The following is a 25,619-nucleotide window of genomic DNA, read 5'->3' as shown; positions in this document are numbered from 1 at the left end:
AACTAAAAAACATGCACTTTACACTTGAACTAATGGACAAGTAGATAGCCGTCACCATCAAAAGCTATCTGGTCCGAATATCCTTCTACATCAGCAAGGATCTGGCGGTATTTTTCCGGGTCGGATACCAGTTCCAGATTTCCTCCCGAAAAATGACACGGCAGGAGTCTTGCACTCAGTGTCCCGGAATCATCAATGATGATCTGTGCCATGGCAGTATCATAATCATCCGGCATTTCTGCTTCCTGCGAAAAATAGAAATTTCCCAGACTGTAAAAGACCGGAACACCATCCATGATGTCTGCCCCCTGCAAACAGTGCGGATGAGCGCCTATGATGGCATCCGCTCCTGCCGCCACAAAATCTTTTGCCAGTTTGACCTGGTCACTGCCGTATTGATGTGTGTGTTCCGTGCCCCAATGCACATAGCAGATCACATAATCGGCATTTTGCTTTGCCTGTGCGATCTGGGCTACATATTTCGCCGAGTCCAAAGTCTTTAGGACTCCGGGACTGTCCTCGGTCGCTTCCTTGGTGTATTTGGTGCTCCGCTCGATCTGGGTCGCCGCCACGATGGCGATCTTCTTGCCGTTTGCAATGAAAAAAATCGGCTCCGATGCCTCCTCCAGGTTCCTGCCGGCACCGATATAAGGGATATTCTGCGCCTTTAAGGTATCTAAGGTATCCAAAAAGGCATTTTCTCCAAAGTCATAGACATGATTGTTGGCAAGTCCCGCGACATCTACGCCCAGGAGCACGAGGTTCTGGCAGGTCTTTGGATCTCCGCGGAAGGTATAGGCTTTTCCCGCCAGTGCCTGTCCACGTGTCGAGTAGACAAACTCGTTGTTGATGGTCATGATATCTGCATTAAGCATTTCCTGACGCAGATCTGCCCCCAGGCATTTGGTGATATCATCCCCCACACTGTGATAATAGTCTGTCGTCCCCACGCCCTCAGCCAGAGAAAAATCACCGGTAAAATCCAGCACGATACGATCTGCATCCTGACACTCTTTAACATACGTCTTGTCATAGGCATACTGCTGGATCCCAGTCTCCATACAATAATCATACCACAAAACATGGATACTGTTCCCTGTGATTTCGTACCAAATCTCTCCATCGTCCAACTGGGCATAAGAAGCGATCTTTTCCAACTGCTCTATACCATAGTTGCCGGTGAACCAGGAAAGAAACTCCTCGTCGATCGGATGGTTTCCTATAAATTCTTTTGTACTTTTGTTGAGTATGGCATCATAGGCCTGATCCACGTTGGAAATGTTTAAAAGTTCTTCCTTTTCCGTGGTCTCCTCCTGCTTCTCTTCCTGTCCGTCGGACTTTTGTGCACGCCGGATAAAGTCTGCCCCAAAGAGCAGATACCAGACCAAAGCGATCATGGCGATCACAAAGACCGCCGCCACGATGCCCACGTAATTCTTACTCTTTTTCATCCATCAGTTTGAGCACACGCACGACTGCTTCCTTGGCACCCTCATTATCCTGATCTGCCGCCATGCGATAGTATGCCAGTGCCGTGCTGTAGTTCTGCTCTACTCCAATACCGTTTTCAAACAAATATCCCAAATTGATCTGTGCAACCGCATAACCCTGCATAGCAGCCAGTTTCTGATAATAGATTGCCTGATCAATATCTGTTTCCACGCCAAATCCATTATAGTAAAGGTAGCCGATCTGGTTCAAAGCCGGAGCATAGTCCTGATCTGCGGCGCTCTGATACCACTGTAAGGCTTCCTTATAATCCTGATCGCAGCCAAAACCGTTTTCAAACATCTGTCCCATATAATACTGTGCCATGGCATAATCCTTGCCTGCCGCTGTCTTGAAACACTTCATGGCTTCCTCATAATCCTGTGCCACGCCCTCACCACGCATATACATCATGCCAAGATCCGTCGCCGCAGCATTTGGAAGATAAGCGTCATAGATGGTAAGGTCTTTGAGTTCTGCCACCTGCTCATATATGCTCATCGCCTGTGCATAATCCTGCGCACAACCGATACCGTTCTCTAAAAGATAAGCCATATAATACTGCCCTACCGGAATGCCCTTTTGGTAGGCAAGATTGATATTTTCATATGCCTTAGCAGGTCTGTCTGCCTCATCCCCATAACCTGCCAGATATGTGCGCGCCAAGCCTACATATGCCCGCTCACTTCCGGCATCGATCGCCGTCTGGAAATAGTCTGCTGCCTGGTCCAGATCCACATCCTGCGTAATACCGTTGAGGGCATAATATCCCAGTACACAAAGTGCATCGGTATTTCCCACTTCTCCTGCGGATTCATACCACTTTTTTGCCTCTGTAAAATCCTGTTCGCAGTCCTCACTGCCATAATCATAACGATTTGCCAGTTCCATCATGGCTTCTTCATCGTTATCCGCACCCAGCACTTCCAATTCCTTGATCGACAACTGACCGTAGTCGGAGACTTCCTGTTTTGCCACTTCTTTGACGGTCTCCTTAGTCTCTTTTTTATCTGTTTTGCCGCATCCTGCCAGTAAGCAGGCGGTAAGTATAAGTCCTATAACAAGTCCACGCTTCATTTGTATCTATTCCTCCTGTCAAAAATACGCATTTCTTTTCGATCCATACGCACCTAACCACGGCTTATTTTAGCATATATAAAGAAGTGTCACAAGAGAAAAAGGAGACATCCAGAATTGGATGTCTCCTAGAGTTACAATAGCAGTTGTAACGATGCCATTATGCATTATAATTTACGATCTTGCCAAAATCTGCCTTCAAAGAAGCACCGCCGACAAGTCCGCCATCAATGTCAGGCTTTGCAAAAAGTTCTGCAGCATTGCCTGCATTTACAGATCCGCCATACTGGATGCGGATTGCTTCTGCTGTAGCCTCATCATATACTTCTGCGATGCATTTTCTGATTGCGCCGCATACTTCTTCTGCCTGATCGCTTGTTGCGGTCTCGCCTGTTCCGATTGCCCAGATTGGCTCATAAGCAATGACTGCCTTCTTTGCCTGATCTGCTGTGACATTCTGGAATGCGATCTTGATCTGCATACGGATCCATTCAATGTAGATACCCTGTTTTCTCTGGGTCAAAGTCTCACCACAGCAGATGATCGGTGTCAAACCATGTTCAAATGCCTTTAAGACCTTCTTATTTACAGTCTCGTCTGTCTCAGCGAAGTATTCTCTTCTCTCTGAGTGTCCGAGTACCACGTACTCTACGCCTGCATCTGTAAGCATGTTTGGAGCGATCTCGCCTGTGTAAGCGCCACTCTCCTCAAAATACATATTTTCTGCACCAATGTGGATATTGGTTCCCTTTGCAGCCTCAACTGCAGGAATGATATCAATTGCCGGTACACAAAATACTACATCTACGTCATCATTCGCTACTAACGGCTTTAATTCGTTGATCAAAGCAACTGCCTCGCTTGGAGTCTTGTTCATTTTCCAGTTGCCTGCAATAATCTTTGTTCTTGCCATTATAATAACCCCTTTTCTTATTTATCGTTTGCTGCTGCTACACCAGGAAGTTCCTTACCCTCTAAGAATTCCAAAGATGCGCCGCCACCGGTAGAGATATGTGTCATCTTGTCGCCGAAGCCAAGGTTGTTTGCTGCGGATGCAGAGTCACCACCACCGATAATGGTTGTTCCATCGATATTTGCAAGTGCTTCACAAATAGCGATCGTTCCCTTTGCAAAGTTTGGCATTTCAAAACATCCCATTGGTCCGTTCCAAACAACAGTCTTTGCATCTTTGATCGCATCGGTAAAGAGTTTGCATGTCTTAGGTCCGATATCCATACCTTCCATGTCGTCCGGGATCTCTCCACGGTCTACGACCTTGAAGTTGCAGTCGTTCTTGAAGTCATCACCTACAACGGTATCGATAGGGATCAAAAGTTTAACGCCTTTTTCCTTTGCCTTTTCTTCCATCTGAAGTGCATACTCCATGTAATCCTTCTCAAGAAGAGACTTTCCTACAGGCTCGCCATGTGCAGCCATAAAGGTATATGCCATACCACCGCCAATGATCAAAGTATCTACCTTGTCAAGGAGGTTCTCGATAACAGAAATCTTAGAAGAAACCTTTGCTCCACCAAGGATAGCAACGAACGGACGAACCGGATTCTCTACTGCGTTTCCGAGGAAATCGATCTCTTTCTGCATCAAGTAACCAACAACTGCGGTGTCAACATACTTTGTCACACCAACATTTGAGCAATGTGCTCTGTGTGCTGTACCGAATGCATCATTTACAAATACATCACAAAGGGATGCCAGATCCTTAGAGAACTCGTCTCCGTTCTTGGTCTCCTCTGCACGGTATCTTGTGTTCTCAAGTAAGATGATGTCGCCATCTTTCATTGCTTCTACAGCAGCCTTAGCATTTGGTCCTACAACTTCCGGATCTGCTGCGAATTTTACTTCCTGTCCTAAGAGTTCTGTAAGTCTCTTAGCAACCGGTGCTAAAGAAAGTTCCGGAACCGGCTCTCCCTTTGGCTTGCCAAGATGTGAACAAAGGATCACCTTGCCACCGTCAGCAACCAGTTTCTTGATGGTAGGAAGTGCCTGTACCAGACGGTTCTCATCTGTGATCTTGCCATCAATAAGAGGCACATTAAAGTCGCATCTGCAAAGAACGCGCAGACCCTTTACATTGATGTCATCGATTGATTTTTTATTTAATCCCATGATTAAATCCTCCACTCTTTTAATAAAAAAGAGGTCCGGTCCCAACGACCGGACCCCATGTTGGCTAGGACTATGCTAACTCAGAGAAATACTTGATTGTACGAACCATCTGAGATGTGTAACTGTTCTCATTGTCATACCAAGAAACAACCTGTACTAAGTTGTCTTCTCCAACCATTGTCTGTGTAGCATCGAAGATTGAACCATATGTGCTTCCGATGATATCAGAAGAAACGATCTCATCCTCATTGTATCCGAATGACTCTGTAGCTGCTGCCTTCATTGCTGCGTTGATCTCTTCAACTGTGCAAGACTTCTCAACAGTAGCAACAAGGATTGTTGTAGAACCTGTTGGGCATGGAACACGCTGTGCAGATCCGATCAACTTTCCGTTCAACTCAGGAATTACAAGACCGATTGCCTTTGCAGCACCTGTTGAGTTAGGAACGATATTAACTGCAGCTGCACGAGATCTTCTAAGGTCACCCTTTCTCTGTGGTCCATCAAGTGTCATCTGATCACCTGTGTATGAGTGGATTGTGCTCATGATACCAGACTTGATACCGAAAGCATCGTTAAGAGCCTTAGCCATTGGTGCCAAGCAGTTTGTTGTACAAGAAGCTGCTGAGATGATCTTGTCATCTGGAGTCAATGTCTTATGGTTTACATTGTAAACGATTGTAGGAAGATCATTTCCTGCAGGTGCAGAAATAACAACCTTACGAGCACCAGCGTTGATATGAGCCTGTGCCTTTTCCTTGCTTGTGTAGAATCCAGAACACTCTAATACTACGTCTACCTTTAATTCACCCCATGGGCAATTGTTTGCATCCGGGAAAGCGTAGATCTTGATTTCCTTGCCATCAACTGTGATAGAATCTTCTCCAGCAGATACTGTATCAGCCAAAGCATACTTACCCTGTGATGAATCATACTTTAACAGATGTGCTAACATCTTTGGGCTTGTCAAGTCGTTGATTGCAACTACTTCATATCCTTCTGCTCCAAACATCTGTCTGAATGCAAGACGACCAATACGGCCGAATCCATTAATCGCTACTCTTACTGCCATTTTAAATTCCTCCTAAGATTTAAAAATACTATGTCTAGGGAATAACATTCCCAAACTGACTTCATTTTAACCAATTTCTACCTACATTTCAACCCCAAAAACAAAGTTTGATAATTTTTTCACTAAGGTTTTTCCTCTGTCCTGACATTTTGCGGATTCGTTGCATTTTATGCGACATTTTTCTATAATTGGTAAGTGAATGGAGGTACTTTGCCAATGAAACTTTGGGACAATCACATGCACTGTCATTTTTCCGGTGACAGTGACGCGGATCCTTTGGATATGATAGAAAAAGCCAGACAGTTGGGTCTGTCCGGCATTACATTTACAGACCACTTGGATTTAGACTATAAGGAAGAACCGCATCTTTTCGATCTGGATCTGGATGCTTGCGAAAAAGCCATGCCGGCTTTGCAAAAAGAGGCTGCGCCTTTCTTTGTACTTCATGGCTTGGAACTGGGTCTGCAACCGCATCTTGCACAAAAGCATGCCGATCTGCTTGCATCCTATGCCTTTGACTATGTCATCGGCTCTGTGCATGTCGTACATACGCGAGATCCTTACTACCCTGTTTATTTTGAGAGGCGCGATCCTGCGGAAGCCTATACAGAATATTATCAGGCCGTCTATGAGAACCTGGCGGCATTTCACAATTTTGACGCTCTGGGGCATTTGGACTATGTCTTTCGCTATGGACCGCAGGATCCTGCCCAGCCTTACGATACTTACACGCCATATGCGCCGCTGATCGATGATATCCTGCGTTTTCTCATTGCACATGATATTGCACTGGAAGTCAACACCGGTGCCTTCCGCTGTGGGCTTTCTGTGCCAAATCCATGCCCGCAGATCCTAAAGCGCTACCATGAACTCGGCGGAAAACTGATCACGATCGGTGCAGATGCACACAACCCCAGCGATATTGCATTAGGCTTTGACCGTCTGCCGGGCTTTCTTGCCTCCTGTGGATTTGACGAATATATGGTCTATCTCCACCGTGTGCCGCATCCACATAGCATCTACTAATTTTCCGGCATATAAAAAATGCTTCTGCACATTTTCGCGCCAAGCACAAAAAGAGCCATCTCGTAATGAGATGGCTCTCTGATTTCTAATATAACATCTCTTGAACGATCGTGCCGCCTCCGGCAACATAATGTCCATCATAAAGGACAACTGCCTGCCCCGGTGTGACCGCGCGTACCGGTTCTTCAAAGTCCAGCCGCATCTGTCCGTCTGCAAGCATTTTCACATGGCACTTGGTGCCCTTGTGGGAATAACGGATCTTGGCAAGGAATTCCTGTCCGTCCAAGAATTCCGGCACAGCCATGCAGTTGATCTGGTCTGCGACCAGATGATCCGTAAAGACATCGTCATCATCGCCCAGAACAACACGGTTATTTTTCGCATCGATCTCCTTGACAAAAATGCGCTTGCCTACAGAAATGCCAAGTCCCCTACGCTGTCCAATCGTATAATGCGTAACGCCCTCATGTTTTCCAACAACTGTACCGTCGCTCAGGACAAAATCCCCCGGTCCCGGTACACGATCCGGTGCGGCCTCATCAATAAAGGATGCATAGTCATTATCCGGTATAAAACAGATATCCTGACTGTCCTTTTTGTGTGCCACCGGAAGTCCAAGATCTTCCGCGATCTGCCGGATCTGATCCTTGTGATAGACACCGACCGGCATCAATGTATGCGACAGTTGTTCCTGGGTCAGGTTATAAAGCGCATAAGTCTGATCCTTAGCAGCCGTCACAGAGTTGGTGATCGCATATCTTCCATTGGGTAGCTGCGCGATCCTTGCATAATGACCGGTCGCGATATAATCTGCGCCGATGGAGAGCGCACGGTCTAAAAGTGCCTCCCACTTGACATAGCGGTTGCAGGCATTGCAAGGATTAGGGGTACGCCCCTGTAAATATTCTTCCACAAAATAATCCATGACCTTATGCTTGAACTCTGATTTAAAGTTCATCACATAATAAGGGATCTCCAGCCTTGCAGCCACACGTCTGGCGTCATCTACCGCAGAAAGCCCACAGCAGCCGCCATTTTCCTCCTGCACAAATTCATCCTCATCCTGCCAGATCTGCATGGTCACACCGATCACATCATAGCCCTGTTCTTTTAAAAGATATGCCGCCACGGAGGAGTCTACTCCTCCGGACATACCAACAACTACTTTTTGTTTCAATTAGTATTCTTCCTCTTCTTCCAGTTCCTCGATATCATTGACTGGTGGCTCCAAGCCCTCGATCTTGATGCCATTTTTCTGTGCATAATCCCAGAGTGCTGCATGGATCGCCTGCTCTGCCAAAAGGGAACAGTGAACCTTTACAGGTGGAAGTCCGTCCAGAGCCTCCATAACTGCCTTATTGGTAACTTCCAAAGCTTCCTGTACCGTCTTTCCTGCAACAAGTTCCGTTGCCATACTGCTGGTTGCCACTGCTGCGCCACAGCCAAATGTCTTGAACTTTGCTTCTTTGATAATACCATTTTCGTCAATATCCAGATACATTCTCATGATATCGCCACACTTAGCGTTACCAACCGTACCTACGCCACTCGGATTTTCCATTTCTCCGACATTTCTTGGATTTTGAAAATGATCCATTACCTTTTCACTATACATAATTTTTCCTCCGTTTTAAATACTTATGACAAATGTTTTTTCGCATAGTCCTCATAAAGTGGTGACATGCTGCGAAGTTTTGCAACAATTTCTTTCAAATGATCCACAACATAATCCAACTGTTCCTTGGTGATCTCATCACTTAAGGTCAGGCGAAGGGATCCATGTGCGATCTCATGTGGCAGACCGATTGCTAAAAGGACATGGGATGGATCTAGGGATCCTGATGTACATGCAGATCCTGATGATCCACAGATACCAGCCATATCCAACATGATCAACATTGACTCGCCCTCAATAAAACGGAAGCAGAAATTAATGTTGTTTGGCAGCCTCTTAACTCTGTGTCCGTTTAATTTTGCAAACGGAATTTCATCTTCTATTCTTGCAATCAGATAGTCACGAAGTTCGCTTTCCTTTTTGATACGCTCATCCATGGTTGCCATAGCAATCTCAACCGCCTTGTCAAGTCCAACGATACCCGGCACATTTTCCGTTCCGGCACGACGCTTTCTTTCCTGGGCACCACCATGGATAAAGGATTTTAATTTAAGTCCCTGACGAATGTAAAGGAAACCAATACCTTTTGGTCCATTTAGTTTGTGTCCACTGGCGCTCAAAAGATCGATATGCATCTTTTCCACATCGATCGGCACCTGGGCATATGCCTGTACAGCATCTGTATGGAATAAAATGCCATGTTCATGTGCGATGGCACCAATCTCCTCGATCGGTTCAATGGTTCCGATCTCATTGTTAGCAAACATCACTGAGATCAGAATGGTATCCGGGCGGATTGCCTTCTTGACATCTTCCGGGGAAACCAGCCCGTCTGCATCCACATCCAGATATGTCACTTCATAGCCCTGCTGTTCCAGATAAGCGCAAGTATGCAGGATGGCATGATGTTCGATCTTGGTCGTGATGATGTGTTTTCCCTTATCCTTGTAGGCCTCTGCAACACCCTTTAATGCCCAGTTGTCTGACTCACTTCCGCCTGCAGTAAAATATATATTTGAAGCCTTGGTTCCGATGGAGGATCCGATCGTCTCTCTGGCATCTTCAATCGCCTGCTTACACTTCTGTCCAAAATCATAAACGGCAGATGCATTTCCATAAATCTCTGTAAAATAAGGAAGCATTGCTTCCACAACTTCCGGTCTGACTTTTGTCGTAGCCGCATTGTCCAAATAAACAAATTCTTTCATAAGTTTTCACCTCGTTTTATTTCCTACCTTTTTACTAGGATATTGATATACTAGCATTCCCATTTTGTTCTGTCAACCAAATTCTAACATATAATGTTAAAAATGTTTTTTGGATGGAAATCTCTTGCGAAAAAATACTCACCCCGTCTATTCTGGTGCATTACTTCTTACAATTACCGGGCTTTTCTGTCGTCTTTTAGGCTTTTATTATAAGATCTTTTTGTCACGCGCCATCGGTGCAAAGGAACTCGGACTTTACCAACTGGCAATGCCCCTCTTGGCAGTAGGAATAGCCTTTGCCAACTCCGGCATCCACACCGCTATCTCCCGTTTTGTCGCCAAAAGTTCTTCCGCCAAAGATGGCAGGGAAAAATCCTACCTGGCTATGGGAATGTGCCTCTCCCTTGCCCTGAGCGCCGTCTTTTGCATCCCCTGTCTGCTTTTTGCTGACAGCATCGCAGCCGGACTCTTTCATGAGCCTTCCATAAAGACACTCCTCTATCCGCTCATCTTGTGCATCCCCTTAGAATGCATCCATGGATGTATCAACGGTTATTACTATGGTCTGCAAAAATCAAAGATTCCATCCATCGGACAGTGCATTGAACAAGTGGTACGCATCGGCAGTGTTATGGGCATCTACTATATTACCATACATAGCGGTCTGCCTTTCACGAAATTTCATGCCATGCTAGGGCTCCTCCTGGGCGAGATCGCAGCAACCTTTTATTACTTAAATCTCCTGTCCCTCAGCCAGAAGCAGATCCGGCAAAAGCCGAGCGCACAAGTCAACACCACCTGCAAAGATCTTTTGTCCATGGCTTGTCCCCTGACCGCCACCCGCCTGCTCCTCACTGTCTTACACGGCATTGAAAATATCATGATCCCGCTTTGTCTGGTGCGCTTCGGGCTGACCAATACCCAGTCCCTCAGCATCTATGGCATCTACAGCGGTATGGCTCTGCCCATGATCTTTTTTCCGACCGTCCTTTCCAACTCCATCGCGGTCATGCTCCTGCCCTCGATCTCGCGCGCCAAGGAAGAAGGCAGGAACTATTATATCCGGCATTCCATCACCGTTGGCTTTTTCCTCTGCATGTTCTTAGGCTTTTTATGTTCCTTTTTCTTTTATTTTTTCAGCCCTTTGATCGGGCAGAAAATATTTGCAAACGAAGTCGCCGGTATCTACATCCGCACCCTGTCCTGGCTGTGTCCTTTTCTTTTTCTCGGCACGACCATGAACAGCATCTTAAACGGTCTTGGTAATGTCAAAGATACCTTTTTTAACAGCATGACCGGTGCCCTGATCCGTCTTGCCTTCATCTTCTTTGGCATCCCGCTTTACGGCTTCCGCGCCTTCCTGCTTGGCGTCCTGTGCAGTCAGGTCGTATCGGCTTTCATGGCATACCTGCGCCTGCTTTCCATCACATGCAAAAAGAATGCGTAAAAAAACCGTTGTAAGGCTGTCCTTACAACGGTCCTGACTTCGATTTTATCTTATGCTATCTTTTGCGCTTTTTATGCATAAATATATTTCTTTTCAAAATCATCGATACAAAGCGGTTTGTCATACAGATAGCCCTGAATGACATCACAACCGCAGGAAACGATCTTCTGCTTTTCTTCCTCGGTCTCTACCCCTTCGCACAAGACCTCAAACTCGATCTCCTTAAAGGTGTTGACCAGATTGGAAAGAATGGTCATTCCCATCTGATTTTGGATGGAATGTAAAACAAATCCACGATCAAACTTGATCACATTTGCCGGAACCTGTCCTAAAACATATAAGGAATTATAGCCGGAACCAAAATCATCTAAAGCGATCCGGTAGCCCTTCTCGCGCAGGTGGTTCATTTTAGCAATGATCATTTCCAGATCCTTGACCAGCACTGTCTCCGTCAATTCAAATTCGATATATTGTTTGTCCAGCCCTGCATCTTCCACCAGATGATCCAGAGATTCAATAAAACGATCTTCCAAAAGGTCCACGCGCGACAGATTGACCGAGATCGGGAAAAGTTCATGTCCGTCATCCCGCCATTTACTAAGAAGTTCTACGCTTTTTACCAGCACCTGATAATCCAGTCTGGAAACGATCCCAGCCTGCTCTAAGATCGGCACATAGATCGCCGGTGACAAGATCTCGCCGTCCTCGTCACAAAAACGTGACAGAGCCTCCGCACCAATGATACGGTCATTCTTGGCAGAACATTTTGGCTGTAAATAGACCTGGATCCCGTCTGTATCAATGGCATGTTCAAAATTTGGAATAATACTTGCCTTCTTGATGGATCTGCGGCGCAGGTCTTCGGAATAAAAAGCAACCGTATTTGAATAACTATGCCGGATGCTCCTGCGTGCATAGCGTGCATTGTCCTGTGCATAGATAAAACTGTCTCCCGGCTGCATGACGTACAGACCGCACTCCACATGGATCTTGACACGGTCATAATGCTCACTGACTCGCTCTAAGAAGCGGTCTGCAATATCCTGATAAAAGGCTAAGATCTCCTCATCGCTATCTCCACCCGCCTCACAGAGAACTAATAAATGGTCCACATAACTCATGCTTCCCAAAATACTCTTTTTGTTTTCCCGGCAAAAATAATCCACCATAAGTGTGATCAGCCAGTCCCCTTTTGCTGTCCCATAGATCTCATTAAAATACTTGAGATTGCGCAGATTAAAACTGGCAAGTACCGGTTTTTTCATCTCCACTACCACCTTGGATCCCAGCATCTTAAAACGCTCTAAAGATGGTAATTCTTCTGTTTTGTGTTCTAAAATCTTATTTAACATTTTTAATTAAACTCCCACATGGATTCTATCATCAGTTACCGCAAAGTGCAACAAAAAAATTCATCGCGCTCTTGACATCATACATATTATGCCAAAATGCGACGAACTTTTTGTCGAATCCTCTGGATAGCGTTATCAATATTCTTTTCTGTCTTGTCCATCTTTACGGCGATCGTATGATAGTCCAGTCCCTGTACCATGTAAAAAAAGACTTCCAGTTCCATCTTGCTCAGATTTTTGATGATCTGTTCTACGATCTGCTCTGTCTTTTCCGCATCGATCCATACATTTTCCGGATTCTGCACATCATCCGCCAAGATATTCTCGATGATCTGCCGGTTTGGGCTCTCCTCGTCCTCCGAATCAAAGATCGACACATAGGAATTGAGCGGCTGGTTCTTCTTGCGATCCGCCGCCTCGATCGCCTTATAGATCTGCCGGCTGATGCAGAGCCTTGCAAAATGCGAAAAGCTCACTTGCGTCTGTGGGTCATAATCCTGGATCGCCTTGAAAAGACCGACCATGCCCTCCTGCACGACATCCTGTTCTTCACTGCCTTTGATAAAGAACTTTTTGCCGTAAGCAGAAACCACTTTTTGATATTTTTTGCACAGATGCTCCATGGCTGCAAAATCGCCTGCGCGATAGGCTGCTACCAAGACTTCATCCGTCATCTCGTCATATCTGTCCATGGGCTCCCCTATTTTTTCAAAAGCCGCTGCCGCACGATCTCATACGTCAGCACGCCTGTTGCAACAGAAACATTCAGGGAATCGATATCCCCTTTCATCGGGATGGATGCCACGAAATCACAGTGCTTTTTCACAAGGTCACTGACACCGCTTCCCTCATTGCCCATCACAAGTCCGATTGGTCCTGTCAGGTTCAGATCATACATGGTGCTTCCGCCCATATCCGCACAGACGAACCACATACCTTCCTGTTTGAGTGTTTCGATGGTCTGGGACAGATTTGTCACCTTTGCGACCGGTGTATAATTGATGGCTCCGGCACTTGCCTTTGCCACGGTTGCCGTCAATCCTACTGCACGTCTTTTGGGGATAACCACGCCATGCGCCCCCGCCAGATTTGCCGTACGGATGATGGCGCCCAGATTGTGGGGATCTTCCACATTATCCAAAAAGATCAAAAACGGATCTTCGCCGGCATCCTTTGCCTTTTGTAACATATCATCGATACTGGCATAGGTGTAGGCAGCCGCATAAGCGATCACGCCCTGATGCTTTCCGGTCTCAGAAATCTGATCCAGACGCTCCTTGGTCACATAAGAAATGATCGTGTCGTGCTTTTTTGCCTCTCTTTGGATCGTCCGGATCGGTCCGTCCATGCAGCCGTCCAAGAGAAACAACTTGTCTATGGTCTTGCCTGAGCGAAATGCCTCCAACACGGCATTTCTTCCCTCTATTGTAAGGCTTTGTGTCTCTTCCATTCTTTATCCTTTCCTGCTTATAATAAATGACAGCGTTCCAGCCCAATGCTGACCACTTCCATCATGCGCTCCATCTGATCGGTCAGATAGAGATATCCCATCAATGCCTCAAATCCCGTAGCACTGCGGTAGTCCGTCACCGTTGCATTCTTTGCCATGGTGTGTGACTTGGCATTGCGCCCTCTGCGGTAAATATCCTTTTCCGTATCCGTCAGCACATCCATCAGTGCCTCCGCCATGATCGCCTGCGAATGTGCCTTGACGACATGGCTGGTCTTGTGATGCAGTTGATTGACCGGCGTATTGCCCCTGCCTACCACAATGGAGCGGATAATCACATCAAAGATCCCGTCCCCGATATAAGCCAGTGTCAGCGGCGAGTAGGTACGGATATCAACGTCAGCGATCGCAAATTTATCTTTGATCTCTTGATTTAGGCTTTTTTCCATTTTACCCCTTCTCTGGTATCTTCCAGTACAATGCCCTTTGCCAAAAGTTCGTCACGGATGGCATCTGCTCTGGCAAAATCACGGTTCTTTCTTGCCTGCTGACGTTCCTCGATCATTGCCTCAATGTCAGAATCCAGCATTTCTTCCTTGGTCTCTACGATAATACCGAGCACATCGCAAAGTGTCTTTAACTCGTCCAAAAGTGCCTGCACATATGCCTTGGAGGAAGATCCGTCTGCATTCTGGTTGGCATATTTTACCAGTTCAAAAATAGAAGAGATCGCGTCTGCCGTGTTAAAATCATCTTCCATGGCCGCCTTGAACTTGTCTACATAGTTCTTTGCTTCTGCAAGTTTTGCTTCCTCGCCGTCCAAAAATGCCTCTGCCTCTGCGTGATCTGCTAAGAACTGCAGATTGGATGCTGCGGTACGGATACGCTCCAGACCATTCTTTGCGGCTTCCATCAGTTCTGCGCTGAAGTTGAGCGGGCTGCGGTAATGTGCCTGCAACATAAAGAAACGCAGAACCTGCAGGTCATATTTTTCGCCGATCTCCCTTACGGTAAAGAAATTGCCCAGAGACTTGCTCATCTTTTTGTTGTCAATATTGAGGAAACCATTGTGCATCCAATATTTGGAGAATTCTACTCCATTGGCTGCCTCACTCTGTGCGATCTCATTTTCATGATGCGGGAAGATCAGATCTTCGCCACCGGCATGGATATCGATCTCATCGCCCAGATAATGCTTTGCCATAACAGAGCACTCGATATGCCAGCCTGGACGTCCGTCGCACCATGGAGACTCCCAGTATGGCTCGCCATCCTTTTTTGGTTTCCAGAGCACAAAGTCAAAGTCATCTTCCTTTTCGTCTCCGACTACCTTGATGCTTCTGTGTCCGGCTTCCAGATCGTCCAGATTTTTATGAGAAAGTTTGCCATAGTCAGCAAACTTGCGTGTGCGGTAATATACGGTTCCATCGGATACCACATAGGCATAGCCTTTTTCAATCAGGGTAGAGATCATCTGGATCATGCCCCCGATCTCCTCGGTTGCCAGTGGATGGGTCGTTGCCGGCATGACATTCATGTCTGCCATGTCTTTTTTGCACTCTGCGATATAGCGCTTTGACACTTCTTCTGCCGTAGAGCCTTCCTCGATCGCTTTTTTGATGATCTTGTCATCCACGTCCGTGAAGTTGGAAACGTAGTTGACATCATAACCGATAAACTCTAAATAACGGCGCACTGTGTCAAAAACGATCATAGGTCTTGCATTACCGATATGAATGTAATTGTAAACCGTCGGTCCGCAGACATACATACGGACCTTGCCCTCTTCGATCGGCACAAACTCTTCTTTTTTCTTTGATAATGTATTATAGATCTTCATGAAATTCTCCTTATGTTCTTATTTCTTTAAACTGCGTATTTCATTTTCCAACTGCAATACACGGTTGACCAGTTCTGAATTTTCCTGTTGCAAGACCTTGATGTCTTCCTGTACCGGATCCGGTAAATGGATCTGATCCATATCGCTGGTCGGCACCTTGACATTGTTCTGCTTGACGATATGCCCCGGCACACCAACCACAGTACAGTTGGGCGGCACTTCCTCGATCACAACACTCCCTGCACCGATCTTGGAATTCTTGCCTACAGTAAAGGAACCGATGACCTTGGCTCCGGCACTGACCATGACATTATCCTCCAAAGTCGGATGACGCTTGCCTGTCTCCTTACCGGTTCCACCCAGGGTAACTCCCTGGTATAAGGTGACATTATCTCCAATGATCGTAGTCTCTCCGATGATGACGCCGGTACCATGATCGATAAAAAATCCTTTGCCGATCGTTGCTCCCGGATGGATCTCGATCCCGGTCCTTCTGGCGGCACGCTGGGAAATCCATCTTGCCCAGAAATAATGACCTTTCAGATACAACTTGTGCGCCCTGCGGTAACTGATCATAACCTTAAAACTCGGATACAGGATCACTTCCATCGGACTTTTGATAGAAGGGTCTCTCTCCTGAATGACCGCAAATTCTTCCTTTATATGTTTAAACATGACTAACAACCTCTTTGTCTATTCTCTTTTTAAAATTCTTTGCTACATCCCTGACAGGACGAACATCGATTTGCTGAATCAGCAACGGCTACGCTGCTCTCATAAAAAGATTCCAACAAACAGACTGCCTGAGAAGAAATGCCTTCTTCTCTTCCGGTAAATCCCAAATGCTCCTCAGTCGTTGCTTTGATATTGACCTGATCCACAGAAATCCCGAGCACGCTTGCTACATTTTCCTCCATCCGGCTGATGTAAGGGCGCAGTTTTGGCTGCTGTGCGATCACCGTAGCATCAATATTGCCGACCACATAACCGTGGTCTGCGAGCAAAGCACCTACATGTTCCAATAACTTCATAGATGAGATCCCGCGATAAGCCTCATCCGTATCCGGAAAATGTTTACCGATATCTCCCAGTCCTGCCGCGCCAAGGATAGCATCCATGATCGCATGCAAAAGCACATCGGCATCCGAATGTCCCAATAAACCAAGCGTATGCGGCACCTCTACGCCACCTAAGATCAACTTACGACCTTCCACTAATTTATGCACATCATAACCTGTTCCAATCCGCATAGGTCTTTCCCTCCTATTCTACGGTCTTTATCCGTAAAATATAACATGATCTTCAAATTCAAAAACCACCCTATATGATACCATATCCACAAGTTGCTTTTCAATAAAAAAGAACGTGATGCAAAAAAGCCTCAATCCAAAGGATCAAGGCTTCATTCAGTAGCGAGGGAGAGACTCGAACTCTCAACCTCCCGGGTATGAACCGGACGCTCTAGCCAGTTGAGCCACCTCGCCATATTAAAGTGTTGGAATGGGACCTATAGGGCTCGAACCTATGACCCTCTGCTTGTAAGGCAGATGCTCTCCCAGCTGAGCTAAGATCCCATTTCATTGCCGCTCGTCGCGACCGAAATTAAATATACTATACTTGTACCCTTTCGTCAACACTTTTTTAAAAATTTTTTCAATTTTTTTATTTTTCAAACTTTTTCTACAATTTGGACTGGATAAGGGAATCTATCAGTTTGACACACTCTGACGCATCCTTGGAATAACCGTCTGCCCCGATCTCCTCCGCAAAACTCTCCGTGATACAGGCACCACCAATGATGATCTTTGCCTGACAGCCTTTTTCCTTTGCCAGATCCACGACATCTTTCATTCGCATCATGGTCGTAGTCATAAGGGCTGACAGACCGATAATCTGTGCATTTTCTTCTATCGCTTTATTTACGATCGACTCTGCCGGCACATCTTTTCCCATGTCAAAGACACGATAACCATAGTTCTTGAGCATGAGCACCACCAGATTTTTGCCAATATCGTGGATGTCGCCCTCTACGGTCGCAATGACGACGGTCGCCTTCGCCTCATCCTTTTTGCCTGCCAGAAGCAGTGGCTCTAAATACTCCATGGCTTCTTTCATGGCATTGGCTCCCGCGATCAACTGTGGGAGAAAATATTTTTTGTTGTCGTAATATTCTCCCACCTGATTGATGCCCGGGATCAGATACTTTTCGATCACAGCCGACGGTTTCTCTCCCGCTTCCACCTCTTTTTTTACTTCCCGTATGATGGATTCCTTGTCTCCCTTTACCACGCAGTCAAAGATCGGGTGATGAGCCTCTTCTTTCGTCTGGCTATCTGCCTTGACATCCTTGGAGCCGACCATCTTCATGGCTGTCGTAGGTACTGTTCCCAAGTAGCGCTCTGATGCCCCTTCCTTACCAAGCAAAAGATCTGTAGCCAACGCCGTATACATGAGGAGTTCCTGTGATGGGTTGGCAATCGCCATGGTCAGTCCCTTGGAAAGAGCCACATTCAAAAATGCCGTATTGACAAAGATACGCTGTGGCATACCAAAAGAAATATTGGAAAGTCCACAGATAGTAGGCAGATGTAGAGTATCCTTGCAATAGGAAATCGTCTCAAAACATTCCAAAGCCGCCGACGGATTGGCTCCCACAGTCGCCACCAGGACATCGACCACAGCATCGTTATCCTGCAATCCGATCGCACGCGCCGCCTCTAATACATGGGTAATATGTTCTTTCTTTTCGTCCAGATCCTTTGGCAGTCCTGCCTGTGAAAGTGGAAGCAGAACAAACATGGCTCCGTACTTTTTGGCGATCGGCAAAAGTTCTTTCATTTTTTCTGCTTCGCAGGAAATAGAATTGATGAGGGCTCGTCCCGGATAGATACGAAGGGCTGCCTCCATGACATCCACATAAGAAGTATCGATGGAAAGCGGCAGATCTACCGTCGATATCACCTCATAGATGGCATCCAGCATAGTCGCTTTTTCGTCAATACCGTTCGTTCCCATATTCACATCCAGAATGGCTGCTCCTGCGATCTCCTGATCTCTGGCAAACTGACGTACCATCTGCATACTGCCTGACCGCAGTTCTTCCTGCAATGCCTTTTTTCCGGTCGGGTTGATACGCTCTCCCACAACCTTAAAGCCACCGTCCAGCGTCACCTCCACAAAGCCACGCTCCGAGGTCAGCACCGGTCTGTTCTTCTTTTGGATCGGCTCCACTTTCTTGCCACGCATACAGTCTGCCAGCGCCTTGATATGATCCGGTCTGGTACCACAGCAGCCACCCACGACCGATGCTCCGGCATCTACTAATTGTTCGCAGGCATCCGCAAACTCCTCCGGCGTCATCTTATAGACGGTCTCTCCGTTTTCCAGTTCCGGCATGCCGGCATTGGGTTTGACCATGATCGGGATATCCGCATAAGGCAGCATAGCCTTTACCAAAGGGATCATAGCAAGAGGTCCGGTCGAACAGTTCACGCCGACAATATCCGCGCCCATATGCTCTAAAACAACCATGGCGATCTCAGGCGATGTGCCATACAGAGTTCTGCCGTCCTCATTGTAGGTCAAGGAGATCATAACCGGAAGATCACAGGTTTCCTTGACTGCCAAAAGAGCCGCACGACATTCCTGCAAACTCATCATGGTTTCAATCACAAAGAGATCCACACCCTCCTTTAAGATTGCCCTCACCTGCTCCTTATAGACATCCACAAGATCCTCAAACATGAGATCTCCGACCGGATATAACTGTCTGCCCGTCATGGTAAGATCTCCGGCAACAAATGCCCGATCTCCTGCCGCTTCCCTACTGTAGCGCACCATGGCACGATTCAATTCTTCTAAGCGGTCTTCCATGCCATATTCTGCTAATTTGATGCGATTTGCTGTAAAAGTCGGTGCATACAAAATCTGTGTTCCCGCCTCGACATATGCCTTTTGTAAGGAAACGATCGCCTCCTTGTGATGATAGATCCAATCCTCCGGGCATACTCCCATAGGCATACCCTTTGCCATCAGGTTTGAGCCCGTTGCTCCATCCAATATGATCGGTCCTTTTTGAAAAAGATCCTGTAGTTCCTGCTTTGTCATCTTTGTTTCTTCCTTTTATCTTTATATATGTTATACTTCTGCAGTTTTTCAATCAGCCTTCATTATAAAAAAAAGGGTTGCTTTCTGCAACCCTTTACTTGCTCGCCAGTAGGCCGGCAAACCTTCTATTCTGACACAATCATGTCATTTTCCTGTTCTGCCACATCCTTGAGATTCTCAGCAATACGGAAGATCTGATTCAACTGTTCATTCAGTGTCTCTAGATCTGCCACACTCTGTCCAAAGACTGTTGTACAACTCTCAGATGATGCAGCCACTTCTTCACTGGTTGCAGACAGGTCTGTAATGCTGTCGCTAATCTGACTGTTGGATGTTAGGATATCATTAACCTCTCCGCTCAGACTCTGAATCTCTGTATATGCTTCCTGCATCTTTTCCTCGATCAACTTGAAGTTTTCTGCAGTTGTAGCGATCATCTCATTCTGTTTTTCTACGGACTCGGTAGACTTGCGCATATTTTCCGATGCCTCTCCTACATTGACCGTAAGTTTTTCAATGATAGCCGTAATCTTGCCGGTAGATTCCTTGGTCTCCTCAGAAAGGGTGCGGATCTCATCTGCAACAACCGCAAATCCCTTGCCTGCATCTCCTGCTCTCGCAGCCTCTATGGATGCATTGAGGGCTAATAGATTGGTCTGTCCGGAAATACTAAGAATGGTTCCGACGATCTCTTCTACTTCCTTGATACGGTTGTTCAGTTCGTCCGTCGTATCCTTTGTCTGACGGTTGATCTGGGCTGTTCCGATTGCCTGCTCACGCAGTTCTTCGATCAACTGGGCTCCGTTCTGAACTGTCGTTGTGGATACCTCTACCGCCTCTTTCATGAGTTCCGTACCATTGCCGGCATTTTCCAGACTGGTCTGGATATCACTGGTCATCATGGTCTGATGCTCGATCGCCTGCGCCGTAGACTTAACACCCAGAGAAATCTCCTGCACAGAACCGTTGCTGGTCTCCATGCTCTCTGTCAGGCGTTCTGCCTTCGCCTTCGCCTGTTCAAACATCTGCACCAGTTCATCGGACATACGGATGATATTCTCAGCCACAGTCTGCTGTTCTTTTGCACGTCGTTCTACTTCTTCTTTGTCCTGTGCATGATGATCCTGCATCATCTTGACTACGATATAAGCAACCACCGTCGTTGCCACCGCAAAGATCAACTGAACGAAACTGGTTGAAAACAAAGATTCGTCCGCATAAATGACCTTGCACTGCACGACCTTGATAGCATTGACGATACTAAAGGCAATGCCCCCTGCCATGATCCACTTCGGATGCATATAAACAGCCATGGAGAATAAGATCAAGTACATAAAAGCATACATACCGATACTGCGAACAGAAAGAATATAAACAGCATATACCACGATCAATGTAATCATAAATATCTTTTCAAACCGTTCATCTGCCTTATTTCTATTATACACAACGATCAAAAGTACCATTGCCACTGCACAGACTACCGTTCGTACGATTGCATTCGCGATCAGCGTGTCTGCCTGTGTAAAACTAAGAAGTGCCAGTGCCAGTTCAATGCCCGTAATAATCACCGCCACTGTAAAAGCGACACGATTCTTTTCCTTCATCTGCCGTTGCATCAATTCCATGTCATTCATCCCTTCCCTTACCAAAATTTATAAGAAAAGTATAACACTCATCTTCCGGTCTGTCATCCATTTTTGTGTTTTTTCGACAATTGTGTGTATAAACATTAGTTGATTACATTATCCAACTTCTTCAAACTGGCTGTTGTAGAGTTCTGCATAAAAACCATTTTGAGCGATCAGATCTTCATGGCTGCCCTGCTCGATGATATCGCCATCTTTCATAACAAGGATCAGGTCTGCATCTTTGATCGTAGACAATCTGTGTGCAATGACAAAACTTGTTCTGCCCTGCATCAGATGATTCATTGCCTTCTGTATTCTCTGCTCTGTTCTGGTATCTACAGAACTTGTCGCTTCATCCAAAATCAGAATTGGATTATCGGCAAGTATAGATCTGGCAATGGTAAGCAACTGCCTTTGTCCCTGTGAAACATTGGTTGCTTCTTCATTCAAAACGAAATCATAACCACCCGGCAAGGTCTCGATAAAGTGATGTGCATGCGCTGCCTTTGCTGCGGCGATCACTTCTTCATCTGTCGCATCGAGTTTTCCATAACGGATATTCTCCATGATGCTTCCCTTAAATAACCATGTATCCTGCAAGACCATACCAAAATGTTCTCGCAGATTGCTGCGGCCGAACGCACGGATATCCTGGCCGTCGATCTTGATGCAGCCTTCGTTGACATCATAAAAACGCATCAATAGTTTTACCATCGTTGTCTTTCCGGCACCGGTAGGTCCTACAATTGCAACCATCTGTCCCGGTTTTACCTGACTTGAAAAATCGTGGATGATGATCTTATCTTCGTTGTAACCAAATTTGACATGTTCAAAAGAAACTGCCCCCGAAACATGATCCATAATCATTGGGTTTTCCGTCTCAACTTCTTCGGTCTCTTCTAAGAACTCAAAAACACGCTCTGCGGCAGCAACGGTAGACTGCAAGAGGTTAGAAACATTTGCCATCTGCTGGATCGGCTGCGTAAAGTTCTTTACATATTGGATGAATGCCTGAATATCGCCAACGGTGATCGTTCCTGCCACTGCAAGAATACTTCCGACAATGGCCACTGCAACATAACCGAGGTTTCCAACAAATGTCATGATCGGCTGCATCAGTCCGGATAAAAACTGTGACTTCCATGCAGAGTTATAAAGCTCTTCGTTTCTTGTATCAAACTCCGCTAAAACATCCTTTTCTTTGTTGAATGCTTTAACGATGCTCTGTCCAGAGAAGGTCTCCTCCACCTGACCATTGATCTCACCTAAGGTTCTCTGCTGGGCAATAAAGTATTTCTGCGAAAACTTAACAACCAGCATTACAAGCGCAATAGAAACCGGTAAAATAACAAGCGCGATCAAGGTCATCAGCGGGCTGATGGAAAGCATCATGACAAGTACGCCTACCATTGTTGCCACCGAGGTAATCACCTGTGTCACACTCTGGTTCAAACTCTGTCCTAAGGTATCGACATCGTTGGTGATACGCGAAAGGATCTCACCGACGGTCTTGGATTCAAAATAGGACATTGGCAGTCGATGGATTTTTTCGGAGATTTCCGATCTCATGCGGTATGTCATCTTTTGCGATACCCCTGCCATAATATATCCCTGCACAAAACTCATCAGCGCACTAAAGATATAAATTGCAAGCAGGATCAATAAAATCTTGCCGATCACATCAAAACGAATATTTCCTGTCCCCTGAATCTTTGCGACCAGACCGGTGAACAACTCTGTTGTCGCCTTACTTAAAATCTTTGGTCCGATTACATTAAATATGGTACTTAAAATTGCAAAAAAGATTACAACTGCAATCCCTATTTTATAAACACTCAGATAATTCAGTAATTTCTTTAGTGTTCCTTTAAAATCTTTTGCTTTTTCCGCCGGTCTGCCCGGACCTCCGCCCATAGGACCATGATGACGACGAGGTGCTTTTGCTCTTTCATTTGACTCACTCATTAGGCTAAGCCTCCTTTCGTCTTTTCTATCTCCTGCTGGCTCAACTGTGAAGCCGCAATCTCCTGATATGCCTGGCATTGCTTCAAAAGTTCCTGATGGGTTCCTTTTCCGACAATCTTTCCATCATCCAAGACCAGGATCTGATCTGCATGTAAGATCGTGCTGATACGCTGTGCAACAATGATAACTGTTGCATCTTTCGCATGTTCAAACAATGCCGCACGCAGTGCCTTATCTGTCTTATAATCCAGTGCTGAGAAACTGTCATCAAAGAGATAAATCTTTGGATTTTTCGCAATGGCTCGCGCGATAGAGAGTCTCTGCTTCTGTCCGCCAGATACATTTGATCCCCCCTGCGCAATATGGCTGTCGTACTTTTTCTTTTTTTCTTCGACAAATTCTGTTGCCTGTGCAATGGCAGCAGCCTCTTCCATCCTGTCATCCGAAATCGTCTCATCCGCATATTTGATATTAGAGCGGATGTCTCCCGAAAACAGGACAGCCTTCTGCGGAACATACCCTATGGCATCGCGCAGTTTCTTTTGTGATATGGTACGAATATCTACACCATCCAAAGTAATACTTCCTTCTGTCACGTCATAAAGACGTGGAATCAGATTTAGAAGTGTCGACTTACCACATCCCGTGCTTCCGATAATCGCCGTCGTTTTTCCCGGCTCAGCCTCAAAATCAAGACCATCCAGTACATTATCCTTAGCATTTGGATAAGCAAAACTTACGTTATGGAATGCAAGTTCTCCACGGATATCTCCCATCTCATCATCTGCTAACTGCTCAGCATCTGCGATGGATGATCTCGTTCCGATGACTTCCTGAATACGTTCTGCAGCAACACCTGCACGAGGAAGCATAATAGACATCATGGTAAGCAATAGGAAGGACATAACAATGACCATGGCATATGTAATAAATGCCATCATATCTCCCACCTGCATATGACCTGCGGATATTCCCTTTGCACCAAACCATACAATCGCTACGGTAATACAGTTCATGATCAGCATCATAATTGGCATCATCCATGCCATCATGCGGCTTGTATATAACTGTGTCTCCATGAGTTCTGTATTGGCATCCTTGAAGCGTTCCTTTTCATGCTCCTCACGTGAGAATGCGCGGATAACCGGAATACCCGTTAAGATCTCGCGTGAAACCAGATTCATGCGGTCAACGAGTTTCTGCATCATCTTAAACTTCGGCATAGAAAACTTCATCAGTACCATAACTACACTGATGATAACAGCGACCGCCACAACAATGATCCAACTCATGGATGCATCGGTCCTGGTCACCATGATAATACCGCCAATGGCAAGCACCGGAGCATACAATACCATACGAAGCAGCATAACTTCTACCATCTGTACCTGCTGAATATCGTTGGTACATCTGGTGATCAGTGATGCCGTCGAGAACTGATCAATCTCTTTTCCAGAGAAAGAAATAACACTGGTGTAAACTTTTTTACGCAAACTACGTCCAATGTCTGCCGCTGTTCTTGAAGAAACATATCCCAACAATACGGCTGCCAGCAGCATGCCAAGTGTCATCAGAATCATCACACCACCGGTACGAAGCAGATAGTCCATCTGCATCTGGTGCATATCATACCCCAACGCCTCATATTCCTGCTGTGCCATAGCAATGGACATCTGGTCGGTCATCGTGTCACCCAGATCACCAAACTTTTCTGTCACCGCCGCACGCATATCATACAAAGAGGAAGGTGTCAGTGCACCTGCCTGTGCAAGTTGCTTTAACTGCTCCTGCATCTTAGCCGCATCCCCCATCATGGATGCATATTCCGAATCGCCGGACGCTTGCGCACCATATTCCATAAAGTAAGTCAGCACCATTGGCTCCTGCAAAACTTTTTCCAATGCTGTTTTTTTATCTTTATCCTCTGAAACCTCATCCTTTAGGACATAAGTCTCCCCCTGCTTTTCATAGCAAGCATCGAGATAAGAAATCTCATCATCATCCATAAAAGCAAGAAGCCAGTTATGTGTCTCCTGACGCATTTTCTCCACTGCTACAGAGTCAACACCATTCTGCTGAATACCGACATCAACGATATCCGCTGTGTAGTTTGGAAGTGACAGTTCACATAATGCCTGTGCGATCAAAAGCACAATAACTATGGCAACTGCCTTTTTCCGTTCCCATAAGTTTTGAAATAAAAATTTCATCTTG

21 protein-coding genes and 2 tRNA genes are annotated in these 25,619 nt (G+C 46.0%); 2 read left to right on the top strand and 21 right to left on the bottom strand.

Going from position 1 to position 25,619, the window contains the following annotated elements:
- Positions 1-29: 29 nt before the first annotated feature.
- The 5 genes from H8R94_RS11220 to gap all read right to left on the bottom strand — a co-directional run bounded on the left by H8R94_RS11220 (position 30) and on the right by gap (position 5,764).
- The gene (locus H8R94_RS11220; RefSeq protein ID WP_186854681.1) at positions 30-1,451 is read right to left on the bottom strand and encodes a CapA family protein; all 1,422 of its coding nucleotides are present in this window, start codon (positions 1,449-1,451) and stop codon (positions 30-32) included.
- The gene (locus H8R94_RS11215; RefSeq protein ID WP_186854680.1) at positions 1,438-2,565 is read right to left on the bottom strand and encodes a tetratricopeptide repeat protein; all 1,128 of its coding nucleotides are present in this window, start codon (positions 2,563-2,565) and stop codon (positions 1,438-1,440) included. Before H8R94_RS11215 ends, H8R94_RS11220 begins: the two co-directional genes overlap by 14 nt.
- Before the next feature lie 160 nt (positions 2,566-2,725).
- Positions 2,726-3,478: a triose-phosphate isomerase gene (gene tpiA / locus H8R94_RS11210; protein ID WP_118535896.1), complete on the bottom strand. Its 753-nt coding sequence runs from the start codon at positions 3,476-3,478 to the stop codon at positions 2,726-2,728.
- 17 nt (positions 3,479-3,495) lie between these two features.
- The gene (locus tag H8R94_RS11205; protein WP_186854679.1) at positions 3,496-4,692 is read right to left on the bottom strand and encodes a phosphoglycerate kinase; all 1,197 of its coding nucleotides are present in this window, start codon (positions 4,690-4,692) and stop codon (positions 3,496-3,498) included.
- A 70-nt stretch (positions 4,693-4,762) separates the two neighbouring features.
- Complete coding sequence (gene gap / locus H8R94_RS11200) at positions 4,763-5,764, bottom strand: type I glyceraldehyde-3-phosphate dehydrogenase (RefSeq protein ID WP_118281905.1); 1,002 nt, start codon at positions 5,762-5,764, stop codon at positions 4,763-4,765.
- Between the two features lie 216 nt (positions 5,765-5,980).
- Between gap and H8R94_RS11195 the strand changes: the two genes are divergently transcribed.
- Positions 5,981-6,790, top strand: a complete 810-nt coding sequence (locus H8R94_RS11195; RefSeq protein WP_186854678.1) for a histidinol-phosphatase HisJ family protein — start codon at positions 5,981-5,983, stop codon at positions 6,788-6,790.
- An 85-nt stretch (positions 6,791-6,875) separates the two neighbouring features.
- Here the strand turns inward: H8R94_RS11195 and mnmA are convergent, their stop codons facing one another.
- From mnmA to nifS, 3 genes are read right to left on the bottom strand one after another with little or no spacing between them, the layout of a single operon-like run.
- Positions 6,876-7,967, bottom strand: coding sequence for a tRNA 2-thiouridine(34) synthase MnmA (mnmA, locus tag H8R94_RS11190; RefSeq protein ID WP_118281907.1), 1,092 nt, complete (start codon positions 7,965-7,967; stop codon positions 6,876-6,878).
- Positions 7,968-8,405: a Fe-S cluster assembly scaffold protein NifU gene (gene nifU, locus H8R94_RS11185; protein WP_118281908.1), complete on the bottom strand. Its 438-nt coding sequence runs from the start codon at positions 8,403-8,405 to the stop codon at positions 7,968-7,970.
- Positions 8,406-8,428: 23 nt separating this feature from the next.
- Complete coding sequence (gene nifS / locus H8R94_RS11180; RefSeq protein WP_186854677.1) at positions 8,429-9,613, bottom strand: cysteine desulfurase NifS; 1,185 nt, start codon at positions 9,611-9,613, stop codon at positions 8,429-8,431.
- A 124-nt stretch (positions 9,614-9,737) separates the two neighbouring features.
- Here nifS and H8R94_RS11175 point away from each other — a divergent pair, with 124 nt between their 5' ends.
- Complete coding sequence (locus H8R94_RS11175) at positions 9,738-11,060, top strand: oligosaccharide flippase family protein (protein ID WP_118281910.1); 1,323 nt, start codon at positions 9,738-9,740, stop codon at positions 11,058-11,060.
- A gap of 71 nt (positions 11,061-11,131) precedes the next feature.
- Here H8R94_RS11175 and H8R94_RS11170 read toward each other — a convergent pair whose 3' ends face one another.
- From H8R94_RS11170 to H8R94_RS11110, 13 genes are all read right to left on the bottom strand, one after another.
- Positions 11,132-12,412 carry an EAL domain-containing protein gene (locus H8R94_RS11170; protein WP_118535904.1) on the bottom strand — a complete coding sequence of 427 codons (1,281 nt, stop codon included), beginning with the start codon at positions 12,410-12,412 and terminating at the stop codon, positions 11,132-11,134.
- 86 nt (positions 12,413-12,498) lie between these two features.
- Entirely contained in the window at positions 12,499-13,104 is a 606-nt protein-coding gene (locus H8R94_RS11165; RefSeq protein WP_118281912.1) for a sigma-70 family RNA polymerase sigma factor, read from the bottom strand.
- A gap of 8 nt (positions 13,105-13,112) precedes the next feature.
- Positions 13,113-13,862 carry a 23S rRNA (guanosine(2251)-2'-O)-methyltransferase RlmB gene (rlmB, locus tag H8R94_RS11160; RefSeq protein WP_118535906.1) on the bottom strand — a complete coding sequence of 250 codons (750 nt, stop codon included), beginning with the start codon at positions 13,860-13,862 and terminating at the stop codon, positions 13,113-13,115.
- A gap of 17 nt (positions 13,863-13,879) precedes the next feature.
- The gene (locus H8R94_RS11155) at positions 13,880-14,311 is read right to left on the bottom strand and encodes a Mini-ribonuclease 3 (protein ID WP_118281914.1); all 432 of its coding nucleotides are present in this window, start codon (positions 14,309-14,311) and stop codon (positions 13,880-13,882) included.
- Positions 14,296-15,702, bottom strand: coding sequence for a cysteine--tRNA ligase (gene cysS / locus H8R94_RS11150; protein WP_186854676.1), 1,407 nt, complete (start codon positions 15,700-15,702; stop codon positions 14,296-14,298). Before cysS ends, H8R94_RS11155 begins: the two co-directional genes overlap by 16 nt.
- Positions 15,703-15,720: 18 nt before the next feature.
- The gene (gene epsC, locus H8R94_RS11145) at positions 15,721-16,377 is read right to left on the bottom strand and encodes a serine O-acetyltransferase EpsC (RefSeq protein WP_118281916.1); all 657 of its coding nucleotides are present in this window, start codon (positions 16,375-16,377) and stop codon (positions 15,721-15,723) included.
- Positions 16,378-16,406: 29 nt separating this feature from the next.
- The gene (gene ispF, locus H8R94_RS11140) at positions 16,407-16,952 is read right to left on the bottom strand and encodes a 2-C-methyl-D-erythritol 2,4-cyclodiphosphate synthase (protein ID WP_186854675.1); all 546 of its coding nucleotides are present in this window, start codon (positions 16,950-16,952) and stop codon (positions 16,407-16,409) included.
- Between the two features lie 160 nt (positions 16,953-17,112).
- Positions 17,113-17,186 (bottom strand) — tRNA-Met (locus H8R94_RS11135).
- Between the two features lie 17 nt (positions 17,187-17,203).
- A tRNA-Val gene (locus H8R94_RS11130) sits at positions 17,204-17,276 on the bottom strand.
- Positions 17,277-17,382: 106 nt separating this feature from the next.
- Positions 17,383-19,809 (bottom strand): homocysteine S-methyltransferase family protein, encoded by a 2,427-nt coding sequence (locus tag H8R94_RS11125; RefSeq protein ID WP_186854674.1) that lies wholly within the window; start codon positions 19,807-19,809, stop codon positions 17,383-17,385.
- A 125-nt stretch (positions 19,810-19,934) separates the two neighbouring features.
- The gene (locus tag H8R94_RS11120) at positions 19,935-21,437 is read right to left on the bottom strand and encodes a methyl-accepting chemotaxis protein (protein ID WP_186854673.1); all 1,503 of its coding nucleotides are present in this window, start codon (positions 21,435-21,437) and stop codon (positions 19,935-19,937) included.
- A gap of 117 nt (positions 21,438-21,554) precedes the next feature.
- Positions 21,555-23,405, bottom strand: a complete 1,851-nt coding sequence (locus H8R94_RS11115) for an ABC transporter ATP-binding protein (protein ID WP_186854672.1) — start codon at positions 23,403-23,405, stop codon at positions 21,555-21,557.
- On the bottom strand, positions 23,405-25,615 hold the full coding sequence (locus H8R94_RS11110) for an ABC transporter ATP-binding protein (RefSeq protein WP_186854671.1): 2,211 nt from the start codon (positions 25,613-25,615) through the stop codon (positions 23,405-23,407). Before H8R94_RS11110 ends, H8R94_RS11115 begins: the two co-directional genes overlap by 1 nt.
- Positions 25,616-25,619 lie beyond the last annotated feature (4 nt).

This window comes from Roseburia lenta, from assembly GCF_014287435.1.
In the GTDB taxonomy this organism is placed as follows: domain Bacteria; phylum Bacillota; class Clostridia; order Lachnospirales; family Lachnospiraceae; genus Pararoseburia; species Pararoseburia lenta.
The sequence above is the reverse complement of the archived record's forward strand: the minus strand, read 5'-3'. Positions and strand labels throughout refer to the sequence as shown.

Coding starts and splice junctions, on each gene's coding strand:
- H8R94_RS11220 (WP_186854681.1), bottom strand. CDS start 1,451: ATGAAAAAGAGTAAGAATTACGTGGGCATCGTGGCGGCGGTCTTTGTG.
- H8R94_RS11215 (WP_186854680.1), bottom strand. CDS start 2,565: ATGAAGCGTGGACTTGTTATAGGACTTATACTTACCGCCTGCTTACTG.
- tpiA (WP_118535896.1), bottom strand. CDS start 3,478: ATGGCAAGAACAAAGATTATTGCAGGCAACTGGAAAATGAACAAGACT.
- H8R94_RS11205 (WP_186854679.1), bottom strand. CDS start 4,692: ATGGGATTAAATAAAAAATCAATCGATGACATCAATGTAAAGGGTCTG.
- gap (WP_118281905.1), bottom strand. CDS start 5,764: ATGGCAGTAAGAGTAGCGATTAATGGATTCGGCCGTATTGGTCGTCTT.
- H8R94_RS11195 (WP_186854678.1), top strand. CDS start 5,981: ATGAAACTTTGGGACAATCACATGCACTGTCATTTTTCCGGTGACAGT.
- nifU (WP_118281908.1), bottom strand. CDS start 8,405: ATGTATAGTGAAAAGGTAATGGATCATTTTCAAAATCCAAGAAATGTC.
- nifS (WP_186854677.1), bottom strand. CDS start 9,613: ATGAAAGAATTTGTTTATTTGGACAATGCGGCTACGACAAAAGTCAGA.
- H8R94_RS11170 (WP_118535904.1), bottom strand. CDS start 12,412: ATGTTAAATAAGATTTTAGAACACAAAACAGAAGAATTACCATCTTTA.
- H8R94_RS11165 (WP_118281912.1), bottom strand. CDS start 13,104: ATGGACAGATATGACGAGATGACGGATGAAGTCTTGGTAGCAGCCTAT.
- rlmB (WP_118535906.1), bottom strand. CDS start 13,862: ATGGAAGAGACACAAAGCCTTACAATAGAGGGAAGAAATGCCGTGTTG.
- H8R94_RS11155 (WP_118281914.1), bottom strand. CDS start 14,311: ATGGAAAAAAGCCTAAATCAAGAGATCAAAGATAAATTTGCGATCGCT.
- cysS (WP_186854676.1), bottom strand. CDS start 15,702: ATGAAGATCTATAATACATTATCAAAGAAAAAAGAAGAGTTTGTGCCG.
- epsC (WP_118281916.1), bottom strand. CDS start 16,377: ATGTTTAAACATATAAAGGAAGAATTTGCGGTCATTCAGGAGAGAGAC.
- ispF (WP_186854675.1), bottom strand. CDS start 16,952: ATGCGGATTGGAACAGGTTATGATGTGCATAAATTAGTGGAAGGTCGT.
- H8R94_RS11125 (WP_186854674.1), bottom strand. CDS start 19,809: ATGACAAAGCAGGAACTACAGGATCTTTTTCAAAAAGGACCGATCATA.
- H8R94_RS11120 (WP_186854673.1), bottom strand. CDS start 21,437: ATGGAATTGATGCAACGGCAGATGAAGGAAAAGAATCGTGTCGCTTTT.
- H8R94_RS11115 (WP_186854672.1), bottom strand. CDS start 23,405: ATGAGTGAGTCAAATGAAAGAGCAAAAGCACCTCGTCGTCATCATGGT.
- H8R94_RS11110 (WP_186854671.1), bottom strand. CDS start 25,615: ATGAAATTTTTATTTCAAAACTTATGGGAACGGAAAAAGGCAGTTGCC.